Genomic DNA, 16536 nt, shown 5'->3' with positions numbered 1-16536 from the left:
TATGATTTGGTTAGGAGAAGAAATATGGTTTCCACCGTATGAGTTAGCAAATAAAGATGGGGTTCTAGCTTTAGGAGGTGATTTATCATCAGAACGTCTGGTATATGCTTATCAAAACGGGATTTTTCCATGGTTTAATGAAGGGGAACCAATTGTTTGGTATTCGCCTTGGCAAAGAATGGTGTTATTTCCTGAGGAGTTGAAAGTATCGAAGTCAATGAAACAGGTTTTAAGAAAAGCTGATTTTACTATTACAGAGAATAGAGCTTTTGAAGAAATGATATTTAATTGCAAAACTATTGATAGAAATGATCAATTCGGAACTTGGATTACTGATGATATGCAACAAGCCTATATTAATTTACACAAACAAGGATTTGCAAAGTCTATAGAAGTGTGGAAAGAAGATAGGTTAGTTGGAGGTTTGTACGGAATTGATTTAGGTAATGGAGTATTTTGTGGGGAAAGTATGTTTAGTAAAGCAAGTAATATGAGCAAGGTTGCTTTTATCCATTTAGCTAAAAAATGTAATTATAAATTAATCGATTGTCAAGTATACAACGAGCACCTAGCTAGTTTAGGTGCTCGTGAGATTGATAGGAGTGAGTTTTTAAAGTGGTTGTAAGGAAGATTTATTCAATAAAATGTGTGATTTTCCATCTACCCTCAATTTTTTTTACAAAAAATATTAAAATAGGATGACCGTGTCCTCCGTTATCAATTTTATGATATAAGAAACACCCATTCTTCATAGTCTCATCAAAAGCAATTTTAGATAATGTTATACTAGCTTGGTAACATACTTTGTCTATATTTTCTTTGAAAAAGTTATTATCTCTTAGTTTTCCTATTTCGGAGGATTTTAATAGCTCGAAACGCCCTGTGTTATTTATTTTTTCAAGACTTATAGGCTCTGGATATTTATTTAATTGATATAATTTTTTAATAAGATTTGTTTCAAAATCTTTAAATTTTTCACCTCTATTATTCATTTTATAATTTATCTTATTTGTTGATAAATTATAATTAGGAAGCATGAATAAATTTTGAGTCATTGTTAGATAATCGTGCATCCCAACAATTAGCCTTCTATTATCAATAGGTCTATTTTTTGGGAAAATAAATTTATCATGGATACTATCTTGAGTTATAGAGTCGAGTTTAAAAAGATGAGTAAAAGGGACATGGAGGTTGTCTGTACCATATAACTCTATAAAAATATCATTATAAACTATATATTGCTCTTCATTTGTATTTTGTGTACAGTTAAGAAAGCTAATTAGTATTAACAGAAAAATTATTTTAATGCTTACTTTCATTTATTGTTATTAATATGGGCACTTTATAATACTATTATTTCAATACATTAAATTCAATACTCGAATCAGTAAATACAGAATGAGTTTGTGTTTTAAAGTCTTTTTCATCAGCTTTATAGATATTATCTACATAAGTTTGCGGATTCAAATCAATTAAAGGAAACCAGGTACTTTGTACTTGTATTTGTAGTTTGTGTCCTTTTTTAATAGTGTGAAAAACGTCTTGTAATTTAATGTTTACAGCAGTTTTCTTATTTGGTGTAAAAGGTTCTGGTTTAGAAAAATCATTTCTAAAACGTCCACGCATTACCTCACTACGAATCATCATATGATAATTACTTAATTTTTGATGCGTTTGCATTTCTTTATTGTCATTCTTTAAATCATGCGGATGTACATCAATAACTTTAACAATCCAATCTGCAGCAGTACCAGTAGTAGCTACATTTAATTTAGCTAATATATCTCCGGCAAGCGTTAAATCTTCAGTTAAAACATCCGTTTCAAAAACTAATACATCAGGTCTACGAGCAGCAAATCGTTGATCATCGGTCATGTATTTACGAGGAGTAAACACTGTTTTAATATCTTCAGAATATGGTACAGGACGTTTTACGTCGCTCACAAAATTAATTTTAGAATCTGATTTTTTTGTAGTAGTCAACTCTTGATTTTCTGATAAGAAAAAAGTTTCTTTTTTAATATTTTTTGGAGGCCAAACAGGATAGCCTTTCCATTCTTTTTTACCAGTATCAAAAACATGAGCTTCTGGTAAATCACTATTTTTAGAACCATCACCTTTTAAGAAATGATTAAAGAATTTAGTTTCTATATTTTTTTGAAATTTTAACGAGATAGAATCCCCAAAATAATAATTACCCACTTTATTAGGAACTTTGTTTCTCGACCATCCTCCATGATCCCAAGGACCAAAAACCAGCGTGTTATAATTATTCGGTTGGTGTTTTTCAATGTTTTTATAAGTTTCTAAAGGACCATATAAATCTTCAGCATCAAACCATCCACCAACAACCATCGTCGCAACTGTAGAAGGAACTTTATTTAAGTGTTGAATAATACCTTTACTTTTCCATACCGAGTCGTAATTTGGATGCTCAGTAATTTCTTTCCAGAAGAAATCATCTATACGATTACTATTGTTTGCGGTCTTTGTGTCTAACTTTTCATACTGAAAATAGGTGTTCAAATTCTTTAAAGGACCGTTATCTAAGAAAAACTGATATTGATCTTGTGTTTTCATTTCAGGAAAAGAATACCAAGCAGAATCTGTAGGTTGATCCTTGTATGTTCCAAATAAAGAAATGGCTTTAAAATAACTCAATAAAAATGCTCCGTTATGGTGAAAGTCATCAAAAAAGAAATCTCCAATAGACGCTTGAGGTGATGCTGCTTTTAAAGCAGGATGCGCGTCGATAGTTGAAACTGTAGCGTAATGTCCAGGGTACGAAATTCCCCAAGTACCTACTTTTCCATTGTTGTGTTTTACATTTTTAACCAACCAATCAATAGTGTCGTAAGTATCCGTTGTTTCATCCGATTGTTTTTCAGTTTTATTCGGAATGTAAGCACGCATATTATCATATACGCCTTCACTCATCCAACGACCACGAACATCTTGATACACAATAATATTTCCTTCTTTCATTAAAATAGGATTTGGTCCAATTTTCTTTCTGAATTGGTCTTCACCATAAGGTCTACAACTATACGGAGTACGTTGTAATAAAATAGGGTATACTTTACTAGTATCTTTTGGAGAGTAGATAGTAGTGTGCAATTTCGTTCCATCTCTCATGGTAATTTGCACTTCCTCCTTATTGAAATTATCTTGTACGTAGGTGTCTTCTTTTGATGTTTCTACAGTCTCTTTTTTTGAACAGCTTAATAAAGTGAATGCAGCAATGAAAAATAGGATTAAGTAACGTTTCATGGTTTGTTTGGTTGTTTGAAGAGTAAATATAAAAAACTGATACGGTATTGCTACGAATATTTGATATTTTAGCTGTTCAAATTATATTTTATGAAAAGGTTAGTATTATTTATAGCTGTTTTACTTTTAGTGAGTTGCGGCAAAAAAGTAAATAAAGAAGTAGAAAAAGAAGTAGTTCAAAAGGTTTTTCCAAAATTGAAACCAAATAGATATAATGTTGCTTTTTTAATAATGGATGGAACGTTTAATACAGAATTAACAGCTCCGTTTGATATTTTTCAGCATACTATTTTTAGAAAAGGAATCAAGTCGATGAATGTGTTTACAGTGGCAGATACCGACAAACCAATTACTACTTTTGAAGGAATGCGAATTCTTCCTGATTTTAATTATCTAAAAGATAGTTTACCTAAGATTGATATTTTGGTAGTGCCAAGTGCAGAACATCATTTAGATTCGGATTTAGAAAACAAACAATTAATAGAATTTGTACAAAAGGTTGATAAAGAAGCACAGTTTGTAACTTCGCATTGCGATGGTGCTTTTGTACTAGCAAAAGCAGGAGTTTTAAACGGAAATGTTTCTACAACATTTCCAAGTGATATTGATAAAATGAGAACAATGTTTCCTGATTTAGATATTCGTAAAGATGTATTGTTTGTTCATGATGGTAAGTATATTACCTCTGCTGGTGGCGCAAAATCTTTTGAAGCTGCATTATATTTATGTGAGTATTTATACGGACCAGAAATAGCAAAATCTCTCGCGGGAGGTTTGGTAATTGATTGGGATGTAGAAAAAGTTCCGAATATTATTTTAAACGACTAATAAAAAAGGCAACCATTTGGTTGCCTTTTTCGTTTTTATACTAAACTGGTTTAGTTCTTTAACCAAGCATTTCTTAAAATTACTTTAGCATCAGTTGCAGGTAATTCTTCAATTACTAAAGCAGAGCTTTCATAATTAGGTTGTGTAAAATCACCTTCTAATTTTACTAAGTTCCCATCTCTGGTAACTTCCATAGCAATTTTATCTCCAGCTTTCCATTGCATCGTTTTTCCTATAATTGGACGAGCATTTGCTAAAGATACTTTTTCTCCATTTACAGATTCTAAAACATCTCCAGATTTAATACCTAAAGCAGTTAAAGCGGTATTTGTTCTTGGAGTAAAGAAGATTTTTTTATCACTATTTACAGAAATAAAAGGTTGTCCTTTAGCATCAATAAAATATGCTGAATTAGTTGTATTTGTTTCTTTTTTAATTCCAACTTTATCAAAATAAACAGAATAATCAATTGGTGTGCTTCCTTCTACGTGGTTTGCGAAAAATGCTCCAACTTTAGGGTTTGTCATTTTTACAATTTCTGCAATGATTTCATCGTCTTTAAAAGGTTTATGCGCTCCATATTTGTTTGATAAATCTCTCATTAAATCAACTAAGCCATAAGTTCCTTTAGTTTCTTCTCGTAAAATAATATCTAAACACATTCCTATTAATGCCCCTTTCATGTATACATTAGAATAGTTAGAAGCATATTCTTTATCTAAAATATTTTTACTCATTTCGGTAAAAGACATATCGTCTTTAAAACGTTTAGAAGTAGCAATTTTTCCTTGCATTTTAGTGATAAACTGCTCTGGAGTAATTAAATCTTGATTTACTTGAAATAAATTAGCAAAGTATTCTGTAATTCCTTCATACATCCATAAGTGTTTAGACATATCAGGCTCGTTAAAATTAAAATTGTGAATCTCTTCAGAATGTACTGATAAAGGAGATACAATATGGAAAAATTCATGAGATACAGTTCCGTTAATCATTCCATCAGCTAATTGCTTTTTAGAATATGATTCAGGATATACAACAGTAGTTGAAGATAAGTGTTCTAAAGCACCAAAACTTTGCCATTTGTATACTGCTGGATCAAATAGATATAATAAAATATTATACTCTTTGGTAGTTTTAAAACCTTTTAAAAAGTTACTTTGTGCTTGCACCATTTTCTTTAAGTCAGCCTCCATATCTTTTGCAGAGTGCACTCCGTTAGGAGAGTATACCGCTAAGGTAACATCAATTCCATCTACATTAAAACTTACGTTGTTTAATGGAGCGTACATAATTGGGTTGTCAGAAATTTCATCGTATCTAGAAGCTACAAATACATCTTTAGTATTGTCTTCTTTAGTTGTGTTTTTATTAATTAAAGAAGTAGTTTCGTATAGGTTTTCAGGATGTAAAACATTAATTTTATAAGGCGTTTCTTTCTTTCCAGTAAAGTATCCTACAAAACCAGGAAGATTTAAAAAGAAGTTTTTATCTTTTTCTATGTTTGTGCCTGCCATTACATAAATTCCGTGTTTTACTTCAGAATCAAAAGTGTCATCTACTTGGTATGATAACTTATCCATTTTTGTGGCGTTGTTAATTTTCCAAGAATTTTGATCTAGTTTTTCAACAGTTAATTCATTTCCATCATAATCAAAAGCTTTAAAGTTAGACACAAATTGTCCGTAATTACTCATTGCATACGTTCCTGGAACAATTGCAGGAATGTTATAAACGATAGCAGCTTCTTTAATTTTATTAGGATTAACTTCTACAGTTACCTTATCATCTATAACATTATTAATGTCGATAGTTGTTTCGATTAAAGGAGTTTCTTTTGTTAAGTTTTTAGAAGAGGAACAACTTCCTAAAACAGCAATAGCAGCAATAGCTACAATTATTTTTTTCATGATGTGATTTATTAGTTTCTAGTATTTGTACTGATTAAAGACGATTTGTTACAAACTATGTAACATATTTAACATCTTTTTAAGAGATACAACCTACGTTAAAACGTTGTACCTTTGCAGCGGCATGAGAATAAGACGAGTTTCAGATTGGTTACCTACTACAAATAAGGAGGTTAAGTTAAGAGGATGGGAAGAATTAGATGTAATTCTTTTTAGTGGAGATGCATATGTAGATCATCCATCATTTGGTCCTGCAGTAATTGGACGTATATTAGAGAGTTACGGATTAAAAGTAGCAATTGTACCGCAACCTAGTGTAAACGATAATTTACAGGATTTTGAGAAATTAGGGAGACCTCGTTTGTTTTTTGCTGTTACAGGTGGTTGTATGGATCCGATGGTGAGTAATTATACCGCAAGTAAACGTCGTAGAGACAAAGATGCATATACACCAAATGGAGATAAAGGGTTTAGACCTGATTATGCAACTTCTGTATATTCGAAAATATTAAAAGAAAAATTTCCAGATGTACCTGTTTTAATTGGAGGTATTGAAGCTTCGTTGCGTCGTGTTACACATTACGATTATTGGTCGGATAAATTATTGCCAACAATTTTAGAAACTTCCAAAGCAGATATGTTGGTTTATGGAATGGGTGAGCAACCTTTACGAGAGATTGTTGAGTTGTTACAAAAAGGAGTTCCGTTTTCGAGTTTAAAAACAATTAAACAAACTGCTGTTTTTGTTCAGGATGGAGAGAAGATTCCGAAGAATAAAAATTGGCAAGATGTTGAGATTAATTCTCATGAAGCTTGTTTAAAGGATAAAAAGACGTTTGCCTCTAACTTTAAGGTAATAGAGCAGGAGTCTAACAAATTATTTGCACGTCGTATTTTTCAGCAAGTTGGAGATAAGAAATTGATGATCAATCCGCCATTTCCTACGATGACGGAAGAAGAAATAGATGCTTCTTTCGATTTGCCATTTACACGTTTACCTCATCCAAAATACAATAAACGAGGACCAATTCCAGCGTTTGAAATGATTAAGTTTTCTATAAACATTCACCGTGGATGTTTTGGAGGATGTAGTTTTTGTACCATTTCTGCGCACCAAGGAAAGTTTATAGCAAGTCGTAGTCAAGAATCTGTATTGAAAGAGGTGGATGCTGTTGCGCAAATGGACGATTTTAAGGGCTATTTATCTGATATTGGTGGACCTTCTGCGAATATGTATAAGATGAAAGGTAAAATACAGTCTATCTGTGATAAATGTGTAGCACCATCTTGTATATCGCCAGTAATATGTAGTAATTTAGATACCTCCCATAAGCCTTTAACAAAATTATATCAAGCTGTAGATGCGCATCCAAAAGTGAAAAAATCATTTATAGGAAGTGGAATTCGACATGATATGTTAGTACCAGAGTTTAATAAAAACGCGGATCCAAAGGAATTAGATGCATATACGGAAGAGGTAATGACAAATCATGTTTCTGGACGTTTAAAAGTAGCTCCAGAACATACTTCTGATCCTGTTTTAAAATTAATGCGTAAGCCTTCTTTTAAATATTTCCATATGTTTAAAGATAGGTTTGATCGTATTAATATAAAGAAGAAATTAAAGCTACAATTAATACCATATTTTATATCGAGTCACCCAGCTTGTGAAAAAGAAGATATGGCAAATTTAGCTGCTGAAACTAAAGATATGGGGTTTCAGTTAGAGCAGGTGCAAGGGTTTACGCCAACACCTATGACTGTTGCTACGGTGATTTATTATAGTGGATATCATCCATATACTTTAAAACCAACTAAAACTCCTAAAACAGCTAAAGAAAAAGAAGAACAACATCGTTTTTTCTTTTGGTATAAAAAGGAAAATAGAAAATGGATTAAAGATACGCTTACTAAAGTTGGACGTAATGACTTGCTAAAAAAGTTATTACCTGAAGATAATTCATGGAAGAAAAATAAAGCTGGTAAAGCTAAAAATACTTTTGATGATACGGTAACTGCTTTTAACCCGAAATCTAAAGGTTCTAGAAATAAATCGAAAGGAAAAGGATTTAAGAAAAGAAGGAGGTAATTAAATCATTCATTTTTTTAATGATAAGCTTTAAATAACTATTTTTAAAGTTAATTTGTTATGATAAAATGCGACATATATTATTTTATTTTTTGTTGATCTCTAATGCTGTTTTTAGTCAGGAGAAAAAGGAAGCTAATACTGAATTTTGGGGTTTAAAAGAGATGATAAAGCAAGGTCTTTCAGCTCAAAAAGAAAATAAGCACGAAAGAGCTATTAGAGATTTTAAACTTATTTTAAAAATAGCTGATGTTGAATTTAAACACACTGAAGATTATGCTGACTTACTAGAAGGGTATGCTGTAAGTAGTTTAGCTTTGAGGAAACCAAAGGGGCTTATAAAAAAATATAAAGAAGCTTTACGTATTAGAGAGAAACTTAATAACATTACAAAGTTAAGTTCAATACATCTAAATATTAGTAATTATTATCAAAAAACAGCTAATTATAATTTAGCTAAAAAACACGCAATAGAAGCTTTTGATTATGCGTTTGAATTAGAAAATAGTGATCTTAAATTAAGAACTCTGGAGACAGTTTTGAATTTAAACTTAAATAAAAAAAATAACAGTTATTTTAAAAAGTATGTTGATTTAAAAAACGAATTAATTGAAAAAAATACTGAGATTAATAAGAAAGCAGATAGATACAGTTATTTAAGTACAGAAAAAGATAAAGAAATTTCTCTTTTAAAAAAGGATAAATTGAATCTTCAAAACAAAATTCATCACCAAGAAAATACAACTTTTAAACTTGGGGTATTGAGTTTTTTTATATTATTACTTGGATTAAGTGTTTTTATTTTTCAAAAAAACAAAATAAAAAAAATAACTTTAGCGTCTGACTTAAAAGATAGGGATTCAAAAGAATTACTTGCTGCTTTTTCAAAGAAACTATTTAATGTTCGTAAAAACTTAACTTCTTTCGGTAGAAACGTAGATGAAAAAGAATTAAATCAATATTCCTTTTACCTTAGAGAACTTGAAGTGATTGAAAAAGAAATTAAAGAACTGTAATAGTTCTGTAAACAAACTAAATAAAAAGTCTTGTTTTAGTAAAAAAGAACTAAAGCCAAGACTTTTTTATGTTTGAATTATTTATGTACTATATCCATCCATAGTAAAGAAATAATACAAAAACGGTATCAATAAACCCATGAACAGCTACGTTAAACCATAAATCATTCTTCTTGAAATGAAAAAGAATAGCTAAAAACATTCCAGTAATACCTGATAAAAGCTGTCCGCTTATTCCTTGGTATGCATGAACGTAACCAAAAAGAATACCTAAAAGAAGAATGTTAAAAACAAGACTCACGGTACTTGAACCAAAAAATTTAGTAAACTGTCTCATTAAATAACCTCTAAATACTATTTCTTCACCAAACGCAGCCGATGCCCAAATATAAGCAAGTAGGCTTATACATGCGGTTAAGTTTCCTTTGTAAGGGTCAAATACAGAAAGATCAATAGGTTGTTCAGTAAGGTAAGTAATACTAGGTAACATTACATAGCCATAAAACAAAAAAATTGCAGCACCAACTAATGGAGCTATGATTAATAAATTTTTTATATTGAATTTATCTCGTTGAAAACCTAAAGATTTAAAGAGGTCTTTTTTGTATTCTATAGCACTTGCTATTAAAACTATAATACCTCCTGTAATCATTTGAAAATTTCCTGATAAGTATAGAATACAGCAAATAACAATAGTAATTATTGGTATTAAATTTGAAGTTAAAAAGGCTTTTTTCATTGTTTATTCGTTTTAAATTTTAAACAAAGTAAAAACGATAAAGCAAGAAAAACACTGATATTTAGCTTGTTTTTACCGAATGGTATCAAAATAATTACTGAATAGTCTATGTATTTTAAGTTTTATTTTGAAACCAATTCATAAATGCTTGTTTTTTATATCTACTAATATTTATTTGTAAAGATTCTTCATTAGAAATTGCAGGTTTTAGTAATACAGATAATTTTCCGTTTTCTATAGATTGTATTTGTTCTATAGAACGAGGGTGGATTATAGTTTGTCTATTAGTTCTAAAAAAGCTTTGTTCATTTACTTTATTTTCAATTTCGTTTAAAGTAAAATCAGTCATAATTAAAGTTCCATCTGTTTTTACAATGTATACAATTTTGTTTTCACTATACATAAAAGCAATTTCAGAATGTTTAACCAATGTTATTTTACCACTTTGTTGCACTTTAAGTATCCCTTGAATTGAGTTAAGTTTATGCAGTTTGTATATATCAGATGAAAATAAAAGAGAAATTAGTACAGTGTCTATTAATAAAGAAACTAAAAGCCCATTTAATAGATAGTAAAAGTTATAGTCTACTTTCCCATTGACCAAAAAGTTTGAAACATAATAAAAAGGAATATAAAATATAGTAACATATCCTAAAGTTGAAAATAAGAAAAGCAATAATGTTTTTGAATTAATTTTTTCAGAAAAGTATTTGCTTTTAAAGTATTTAAAATTGAAATATGCAATAATAATAGCAACACTACCACCAATAATAGAAGCAATAATTGGAATTAAAGGAAATTGGTAGTTTCTATTAAATGGAAAGTTTTCTGGTGCAGTAAAGTGATTAATAACGATAGAAAATACTATAATAAAGAAGCCGTTTTTAATCCAGTAATTTTCAAAGTTGATTTTTTGTTTTAAAAAAAGAGGCATTGTTTTTATTGATAATTTTTAGTTTGTTATCTAAGGTAAGAGCTTTAATTTATATATAACGATGACTAAGCGTCTTTTTAACAACGCATAGTCATCGTTTATCAATAACATTATTAAATTCAGTTAAGACTTTTATTTAATAGTATTTAGCGTTTTCATAGCAAATTCTCCCACTTTTCCATCAGAATCTAAAGATATCGTTTTATTAAATAAATTTTTAGCCTTCTCTTTATTACCAACTTTTAAATAAGCTTTTCCTAAATTTAAATAAGCATTAGCAGAGTTAGGAAATAATTGAATAATAAATGAGAATATTTGAATAGCAGCTTGCTCTTGTTTAACACTTAACATACGAAGAGCAGATTTACTTAATTCGGCTTCAAAATCAATAAAAGAATATCGAGGATCTTTTACCATCTTCATAACTTCTGTAGCCAATTTCTGGGGATTACCAGCCATATATAATTCTCTTATATATTCTAATGGGTTTATTTTAAAATCTTTTCCAGAAAAAGATAATGCAGCATTTAATACAGGATCTTGATTAGATGCATATTCTGAAAAACTCATTTCTATTGGGATTTGAGGAGCTAACCATTCAGCGTATTCCCATATAGGTTTCCCTTGCCACCAAGCATATGATAACTGAATAGTAAGATTGCTGTTTGGTAAAGTTACCGGACGTGCATCTCCCCAAAAATTTACATTTTCAGCAGTTGGCTCACCTACAAAAATAGCATTTGTATAATTGTGTAATTCATTAACTAAATTTTGAGCCGCAGAATAAGTACGTTTACCAATAATTACATATAAGCTCCCAATTTGATTTATTTTTTTAGTTTCGATAATTCCAGTAATAATAGGTTTGTTTAAATAACTATTTCCTCCTCCGTTTAAACGAACATCAATAATTAATTTCTCAACGTCATTATTTTCAACAAAATCAAAAACTCGTTTGTAAAAAGTTTCGGTATTTTCTTCAGAATCGTTTGCAATTCTACTATGCCTAACATATACAGTTTTTTCTTTTTGTAAATATTCGAAAAAGTAAACCTTGTTAAGATTTTTTAAATATAATGGAGTTATTGATTGCTCTCTTGCATCGAGCCAATTTTCATTTTGTTTAACATAACCACGATGCTTAGGCATATTCTCTCCTTTTTTCATTACCTCAAAAGATTGTGAGAATATTTTACCATCTTTTTCTAAAGTAAGAACGATTTCATTTTGAAGAGTTTTTGTTATTTTTTGGGCATGTAATACTTCAGGATACCTTAAATTGTTAATTCCATAAGCTTTAAAATATTGTGAATTTTCTGATTCTACAGTTGGTTCAATTGTTTTTAGAGCTTCTAAAATTGGTGTTTTTTCTATTGCTATAACTTTAGCTCCAATTGCTTTAATGTATTTTTTATGTGTTCCTTGTATATAAACACCATCGTTAAATTTATATAAGTTAAAAGGTAATTGAGAAAACGTATAAGGTTTTTGAAGGAAACTTACATAGGTATGCCCATATTTAAATAAGGACACTAATCGAGAAAAACCAACAACTATTTCGTGTTGTGTTATATTTGGAATGCTCTTATAAAATAATTCTACCTCAGTATCAAAAACATTTTTGGTTGTTTTTACAAAAAGATGTGAATAATCTTTATGTACTGTATTTTGTAAAAAACGAAGATCGTCTTGCCATTGTTTAGTAGTTAATTTTTCTTGGGCAGATAATTGAAAGAAAAATAGTAAGTTGAGTATTAATAGTAGTTTTTTCATGATAGTATGTAGCTGATTTTATTATTTATGATGTTTATTTAGTTAAATCAGTGATTTTATAAATTGATAAGAGGGATGGCTTGTTTAGCTTGGTAAAAAGTATATCCAATCCATGAAGAATAAATTAATCCAAAAGCAAATACAGTAATAATTTGATATTTGTTAGCAGCTTTCCATTTATTAGATAACCATAAAGCAAAAAGCGGAATTATTTGTAAACCATGTAATCCAAAAAAGTGAGCTACCCTTAAATCACCAGCAATAGTACTCCAGTTAACTAAAGGTAATCCTGCGCCTCCATCTGCTATCCCAACGTTATGTGACATTTGGTTTATCATTTGCTGACCTATCCAGCTACCAACAACTATAATTATCCATCCTAATAATATTGCGAATTGAATTGATCTTGTGGTTCTTAGTTTTAATCTAATTGTTTCAAAAATGAAGAAAAGCATAATAAAAAAATTGATTAAAACCATTAGCCCCATTCCAGCAAATAAGAGAGCATCAAAATTTGTGTCTTTATTATAATGTGATTGAACTCCTCTTGAAGCTTGATAAATAATAATACCAAATTCAATAAGCATAGTCCATGAAACGATATTGTTAAGTATGTCTTTCTTTCTTTTGGAAAAGGGATATAAGGTTATGAAATATCCAATAGTTAATATATATATACCTCCTGATACCGAGAATTTTAAAGGCTTTGTCCATACGTTAACACCCATTAAAGATCTATCATCAATAAAAAGACCTATTAAAGATATTAGAATAAAAACGAAATGAATTAAGACAATTCCGAAAAGTATCGGACTCTGTTTTTTTACTGTGTTAAGTATTTGTTTTAAGAACATTGTAATTTATTTTGTTTAATAATTTTAATGATGAAAAAAAGAAGAAACCCAACAGGACCAAACATAAAAGTTGCGAATAAACAAGGAGCTATTATTAACTGATGGATATTAAGTTTTTTGGATGCATTAAGTATCCACATACCAATAATAAGATCGAAAACGAGATAGTGTACCCAACCAGCTAAAACCGCATTTTCTTCTGTAAATAATTTCATAACAGAATCTAGATTCCCATAATCGGGCATACCATTAATGCTAATAGTATTAATAATATAAATGGTGTAAATAAAAGATAGTATTATGGGAACTATTTTAAAACTTATTAAGTAATTGGTTACTTTCCATTTTGGAAAAAATATCATTAAAATCCACATTGGTGTTGTAATCATGCCAGCTATAGAAAAAACTTGAGTAGGTGTCATTTTTTTAGAATTATAATCTTAGATAATTGACTTGTTTTAAGATAAATACATTATCAAAAATTGAATTAAGTTTATAATTAGTTTCAGTATTATTTTTATCATTAGAATTATTATTTATGTTTTATAACCTCAAAACTAATGAGTGATAAGCCTTTAAATATTACACTTAAGAGTAGTTTTTATAAACAAATAGGGTTTACTTAGTTATAATTTTTATTTTTAACACTACTCTTTCGGGTAGTTTTTTAATGGTATATTTACCTTGAAATGAAGATTTAGAAACTATATGACTGACGTTAATTCTTTTTTTAACTCTAAGAATACTGTTAACGAGTTAACAAAAAATGTAATAGATCAAACAAGTAATTATATTGAGGTTATAAAAGCCTTTTCAAGAACTACTTACAGTAGTCTTTATGTTATTGATTATGAAAAAAAAGGATTTGATTATGTGTCAGATAACCCTTTGTTTTTATGTGGTCATACTCCTGAAGAAGTAAAAGAAATGGGGTATGAATTTTATTTTAAATATGTGCCTCAAGAAGATTTAGAGTTATTATTGAAAATAAATACTATTGGTTTTGATCTTTATGAAACAAAGCCTTTAGAAGAGCGTAAAGACTATACGATATCGTATGACTTTCTTTTAAAAACAAAAGAAGGGAAGTCTATCTTAATTAATCAAAAATTAACTCCTATATTTTTGAATGAAGAAGGAAAGGTGTGGAAAGCTCTTTGTGTTGTTTCATTATCTACTAGATTAAAATCAGGAAATATTACTGTATATAAAAAGGGTAGAGGTATTGTGTATAAATATGATTTAGAAGGCGATTATTGGAAAAATTTAGAAGAAATAAAACTTACTGATAGAGAGAAAGAAATAATACAATATTCAATAAGAGGATATTCAATTAAAGAAATTGCAGAAAAAATATTTGTATCACCAGATACTGTTAAATTTCATAGAAAAAAACTTTTTGAAAAATTGGATGTAGCCAATATAAGTGAGGCTATTAGGTATGTAACTAATAATAAATTAATATAAGTTAATTACCATTTTCTTCTAATCGAAGTTCTTTCCACTTGAAGCTTCCATGATTAACAACAGATTGAAATTCTTTATGAATTTGATCAATGAAATCAGCGTTGTTTTTATCTTCTTCTGTGGCTAATTTGGTTTTTAATTCCAATTCTTTTAAACGACCTCGGGTTTCACCATAAATAACCCATAACTCTTTGTGGTTGTAAAATCCGTCCCACGCCGCAAATATTGTACTTGCAGCACTAAAAAACAGTGTTAGTATTTTAATGATAGTTCTATATTCTTTAAAATCATCACCTACTGCAACTAAAAAAGTAATTAATGCAGAAGAAATGGCAATACTAATGTAAATTCGAAACGATTTTTTCTTGTTTTGTTTGGCGCGACAAGAGGCAAATTGAATCATTTTTTCAATTTCTATTTGTAAAATTTCAAATCGTGAAGGGGTATTGTTCATAGCTAGTTAATTCTTTTTCAAACATATTTAAAAAAAGAAAAACAGCAAAATGAAAATAAGGTAAATTAGTCACAGATTTTACAGTCGTCTTTATCTTGAATTTCGCCAACGAGTTTTCCATCTTCATTTAAAACAAATCCACAACAATCTATAAATCCTTTGGCAATTAGTTTACGTGCACGTTGAATTTGAGATTTAGTTGTAGGTAAACTTTGCTTTAATGTGTCTGCTACTTCCTGTTGTTTCAATCCTTTAATGTCTGATAAAAATAAAGGCTCTCTATATTTTTTTGGTAAGCTTTCTAGAATACCACGCAAACAATCTTTTTCGGTATGTTTGTGCTCTTCTATTTTAGTTTCTGTTTCAAAATTAGCTAATTCAAATGTTTGATTAGTACTTTTAAAATAATCCATTATTGAATTACGAGCAATAGTAAAAATCCAAGGTTTTAACTTTTTAATATCTTTTAACGTATGAAGCTTTGTATGGATTTTTATAAAAGTATCTTGTAAAATATCATCCGTAATAGTTTTGTCTTTTACTTTACTTAAAATAAAAAACTGAATATCGGTAGCGTATTTTGTCCAAACTTGATTTGTAGTCATTTTAATACAGAATAAAACAGAAATTACTCTTTATAAATTTAAGAATAATTTCTGTTATAGTTAACAAATATGTGATTAGCAGTTGCAGTTATTGCAAGAACAATTTTCGCAAGTACAGTTTGCACAACTTCCAGTTTTACAACCGTCACAATTACAAGTGCATTGATTTTTATTTTTCATCTTATTTAATCTTTAAGTTCATATAATAGACTTTTAAAAGTGTAAAAAGATGCATTTATTTTGAAAAATATTTTCGCAGTTCTTTTCTAATAGGAGTTTTTTTAATTGGAGAAATATTAGAACCCCCAGTGTTTCCTTTGGGTACCCAGATATTTGTGAATAGAATGGAAGCTAAGATTCGGGTGAATTGACCAACTATTTCTTTAAAATTTCTTGTTTTTATTCCGTGAATTAACATCCAGTAATGCGATAGCGTATGTCTATACAAGTGTTTTTGCCCTAGAATGTGAGCGTTTTCTAAATAAAAAAATGACATTTCGAAACGTTGGTTTCTCAATGCCATTTTACCTAATTTTATTTGATTGTAAAATTCTTGTCTGCGTTGTAGTTTAGTCATGATTTTTTATAAAATAGACT

16 protein-coding genes are annotated in these 16536 nt (G+C 29.3%); 5 read left to right on the top strand and 11 right to left on the bottom strand.

The features are described from left to right. The first annotated feature begins 1 nt into the window (after position 1). Entirely contained in the window at positions 2 to 625 is a 624-nt protein-coding gene (gene aat / locus H3Z83_RS04120) for a leucyl/phenylalanyl-tRNA--protein transferase (RefSeq protein WP_182124194.1), read from the top strand. A gap of 7 nt (positions 626 to 632) precedes the next feature. On the opposite strand, the gene H3Z83_RS04115 is transcribed toward aat, so the two are convergent. Together H3Z83_RS04115 and H3Z83_RS04110 are read right to left on the bottom strand one after the other, a co-directional pair. Then, positions 633 to 1319, bottom strand: coding sequence for a hypothetical protein (locus H3Z83_RS04115; RefSeq protein ID WP_182124193.1), 687 nt, complete (start codon positions 1317 to 1319; stop codon positions 633 to 635). 34 nt (positions 1320 to 1353) lie between these two features. Next, positions 1354 to 3270, bottom strand: coding sequence for a CocE/NonD family hydrolase (locus H3Z83_RS04110; protein ID WP_182124192.1), 1917 nt, complete (start codon positions 3268 to 3270; stop codon positions 1354 to 1356). A gap of 90 nt (positions 3271 to 3360) precedes the next feature. Here H3Z83_RS04110 and H3Z83_RS04105 point away from each other — a divergent pair, with 90 nt between their 5' ends. Then, positions 3361 to 4098 (top strand): DJ-1/PfpI family protein, encoded by a 738-nt coding sequence (locus tag H3Z83_RS04105; protein ID WP_182124191.1) that lies wholly within the window; start codon positions 3361 to 3363, stop codon positions 4096 to 4098. A gap of 50 nt (positions 4099 to 4148) precedes the next feature. On the opposite strand, the gene H3Z83_RS04100 is transcribed toward H3Z83_RS04105, so the two are convergent. Then, complete coding sequence (locus H3Z83_RS04100; RefSeq protein WP_182124190.1) at positions 4149 to 6008, bottom strand: M61 family metallopeptidase; 1860 nt, start codon at positions 6006 to 6008, stop codon at positions 4149 to 4151. A gap of 124 nt (positions 6009 to 6132) precedes the next feature. Between H3Z83_RS04100 and H3Z83_RS04095 the strand changes: the two genes are divergently transcribed. Beyond that, complete coding sequence (locus H3Z83_RS04095) at positions 6133 to 8097, top strand: YgiQ family radical SAM protein (protein WP_182124189.1); 1965 nt, start codon at positions 6133 to 6135, stop codon at positions 8095 to 8097. A gap of 68 nt (positions 8098 to 8165) precedes the next feature. Next, a complete protein-coding gene (locus H3Z83_RS04090) occupies positions 8166 to 9113 on the top strand; it encodes a hypothetical protein (protein WP_182124188.1) in 948 nt (315 codons plus the stop codon). An 88-nt stretch (positions 9114 to 9201) separates the two neighbouring features. Here the strand turns inward: H3Z83_RS04090 and H3Z83_RS04085 are convergent, their stop codons facing one another. The 5 genes from H3Z83_RS04085 to H3Z83_RS04065 all read right to left on the bottom strand — a co-directional run bounded on the left by H3Z83_RS04085 (position 9202) and on the right by H3Z83_RS04065 (position 13835). Continuing rightward, positions 9202 to 9852: a CPBP family intramembrane glutamic endopeptidase gene (locus H3Z83_RS04085; RefSeq protein ID WP_182124187.1), complete on the bottom strand. Its 651-nt coding sequence runs from the start codon at positions 9850 to 9852 to the stop codon at positions 9202 to 9204. A gap of 115 nt (positions 9853 to 9967) precedes the next feature. Continuing rightward, positions 9968 to 10786, bottom strand: coding sequence for a LytR/AlgR family response regulator transcription factor (locus H3Z83_RS04080; protein WP_182124186.1), 819 nt, complete (start codon positions 10784 to 10786; stop codon positions 9968 to 9970). Positions 10787 to 10918: 132 nt separating this feature from the next. Then, positions 10919 to 12559 (bottom strand): tetratricopeptide repeat protein, encoded by a 1641-nt coding sequence (locus H3Z83_RS04075; protein WP_182124185.1) that lies wholly within the window; start codon positions 12557 to 12559, stop codon positions 10919 to 10921. Between the two features lie 56 nt (positions 12560 to 12615). Further along, positions 12616 to 13413 carry a hypothetical protein gene (locus H3Z83_RS04070; protein WP_182124184.1) on the bottom strand — a complete coding sequence of 266 codons (798 nt, stop codon included), beginning with the start codon at positions 13411 to 13413 and terminating at the stop codon, positions 12616 to 12618. Next, on the bottom strand, positions 13404 to 13835 hold the full coding sequence (locus H3Z83_RS04065; protein ID WP_182124183.1) for an ABA4-like family protein: 432 nt from the start codon (positions 13833 to 13835) through the stop codon (positions 13404 to 13406). The genes H3Z83_RS04070 and H3Z83_RS04065 overlap by 10 nt, the downstream gene beginning before the upstream one ends. 286 nt (positions 13836 to 14121) lie before the next feature. Between H3Z83_RS04065 and H3Z83_RS04060 the strand changes: the two genes are divergently transcribed. Continuing rightward, positions 14122 to 14880, top strand: a complete 759-nt coding sequence (locus H3Z83_RS04060) for a response regulator transcription factor (protein ID WP_182124182.1) — start codon at positions 14122 to 14124, stop codon at positions 14878 to 14880. Between the two features lies 1 nt (position 14881). Here H3Z83_RS04060 and H3Z83_RS04055 read toward each other — a convergent pair whose 3' ends face one another. From H3Z83_RS04055 to H3Z83_RS04045, 3 genes are all read right to left on the bottom strand, one after another. After that, complete coding sequence (locus tag H3Z83_RS04055; protein WP_182124181.1) at positions 14882 to 15334, bottom strand: DUF4231 domain-containing protein; 453 nt, start codon at positions 15332 to 15334, stop codon at positions 14882 to 14884. A gap of 65 nt (positions 15335 to 15399) precedes the next feature. Next, complete coding sequence (locus H3Z83_RS04050; RefSeq protein ID WP_182124180.1) at positions 15400 to 15939, bottom strand: sigma-70 family RNA polymerase sigma factor; 540 nt, start codon at positions 15937 to 15939, stop codon at positions 15400 to 15402. A 235-nt stretch (positions 15940 to 16174) separates the two neighbouring features. Continuing rightward, positions 16175 to 16516, bottom strand: a complete 342-nt coding sequence (locus H3Z83_RS04045; RefSeq protein WP_182124179.1) for a DUF3703 domain-containing protein — start codon at positions 16514 to 16516, stop codon at positions 16175 to 16177. Positions 16517 to 16536: the final 20 nt, after the last annotated feature.

Origin of the sequence: Tenacibaculum pelagium, assembly GCF_014062345.1 — a bacterium.
Taxonomy (GTDB): domain Bacteria; phylum Bacteroidota; class Bacteroidia; order Flavobacteriales; family Flavobacteriaceae; genus Polaribacter; species Polaribacter pelagius.
The sequence above is the reverse complement of the archived record's forward strand: the minus strand, read 5'-3'. Positions and strand labels throughout refer to the sequence as shown.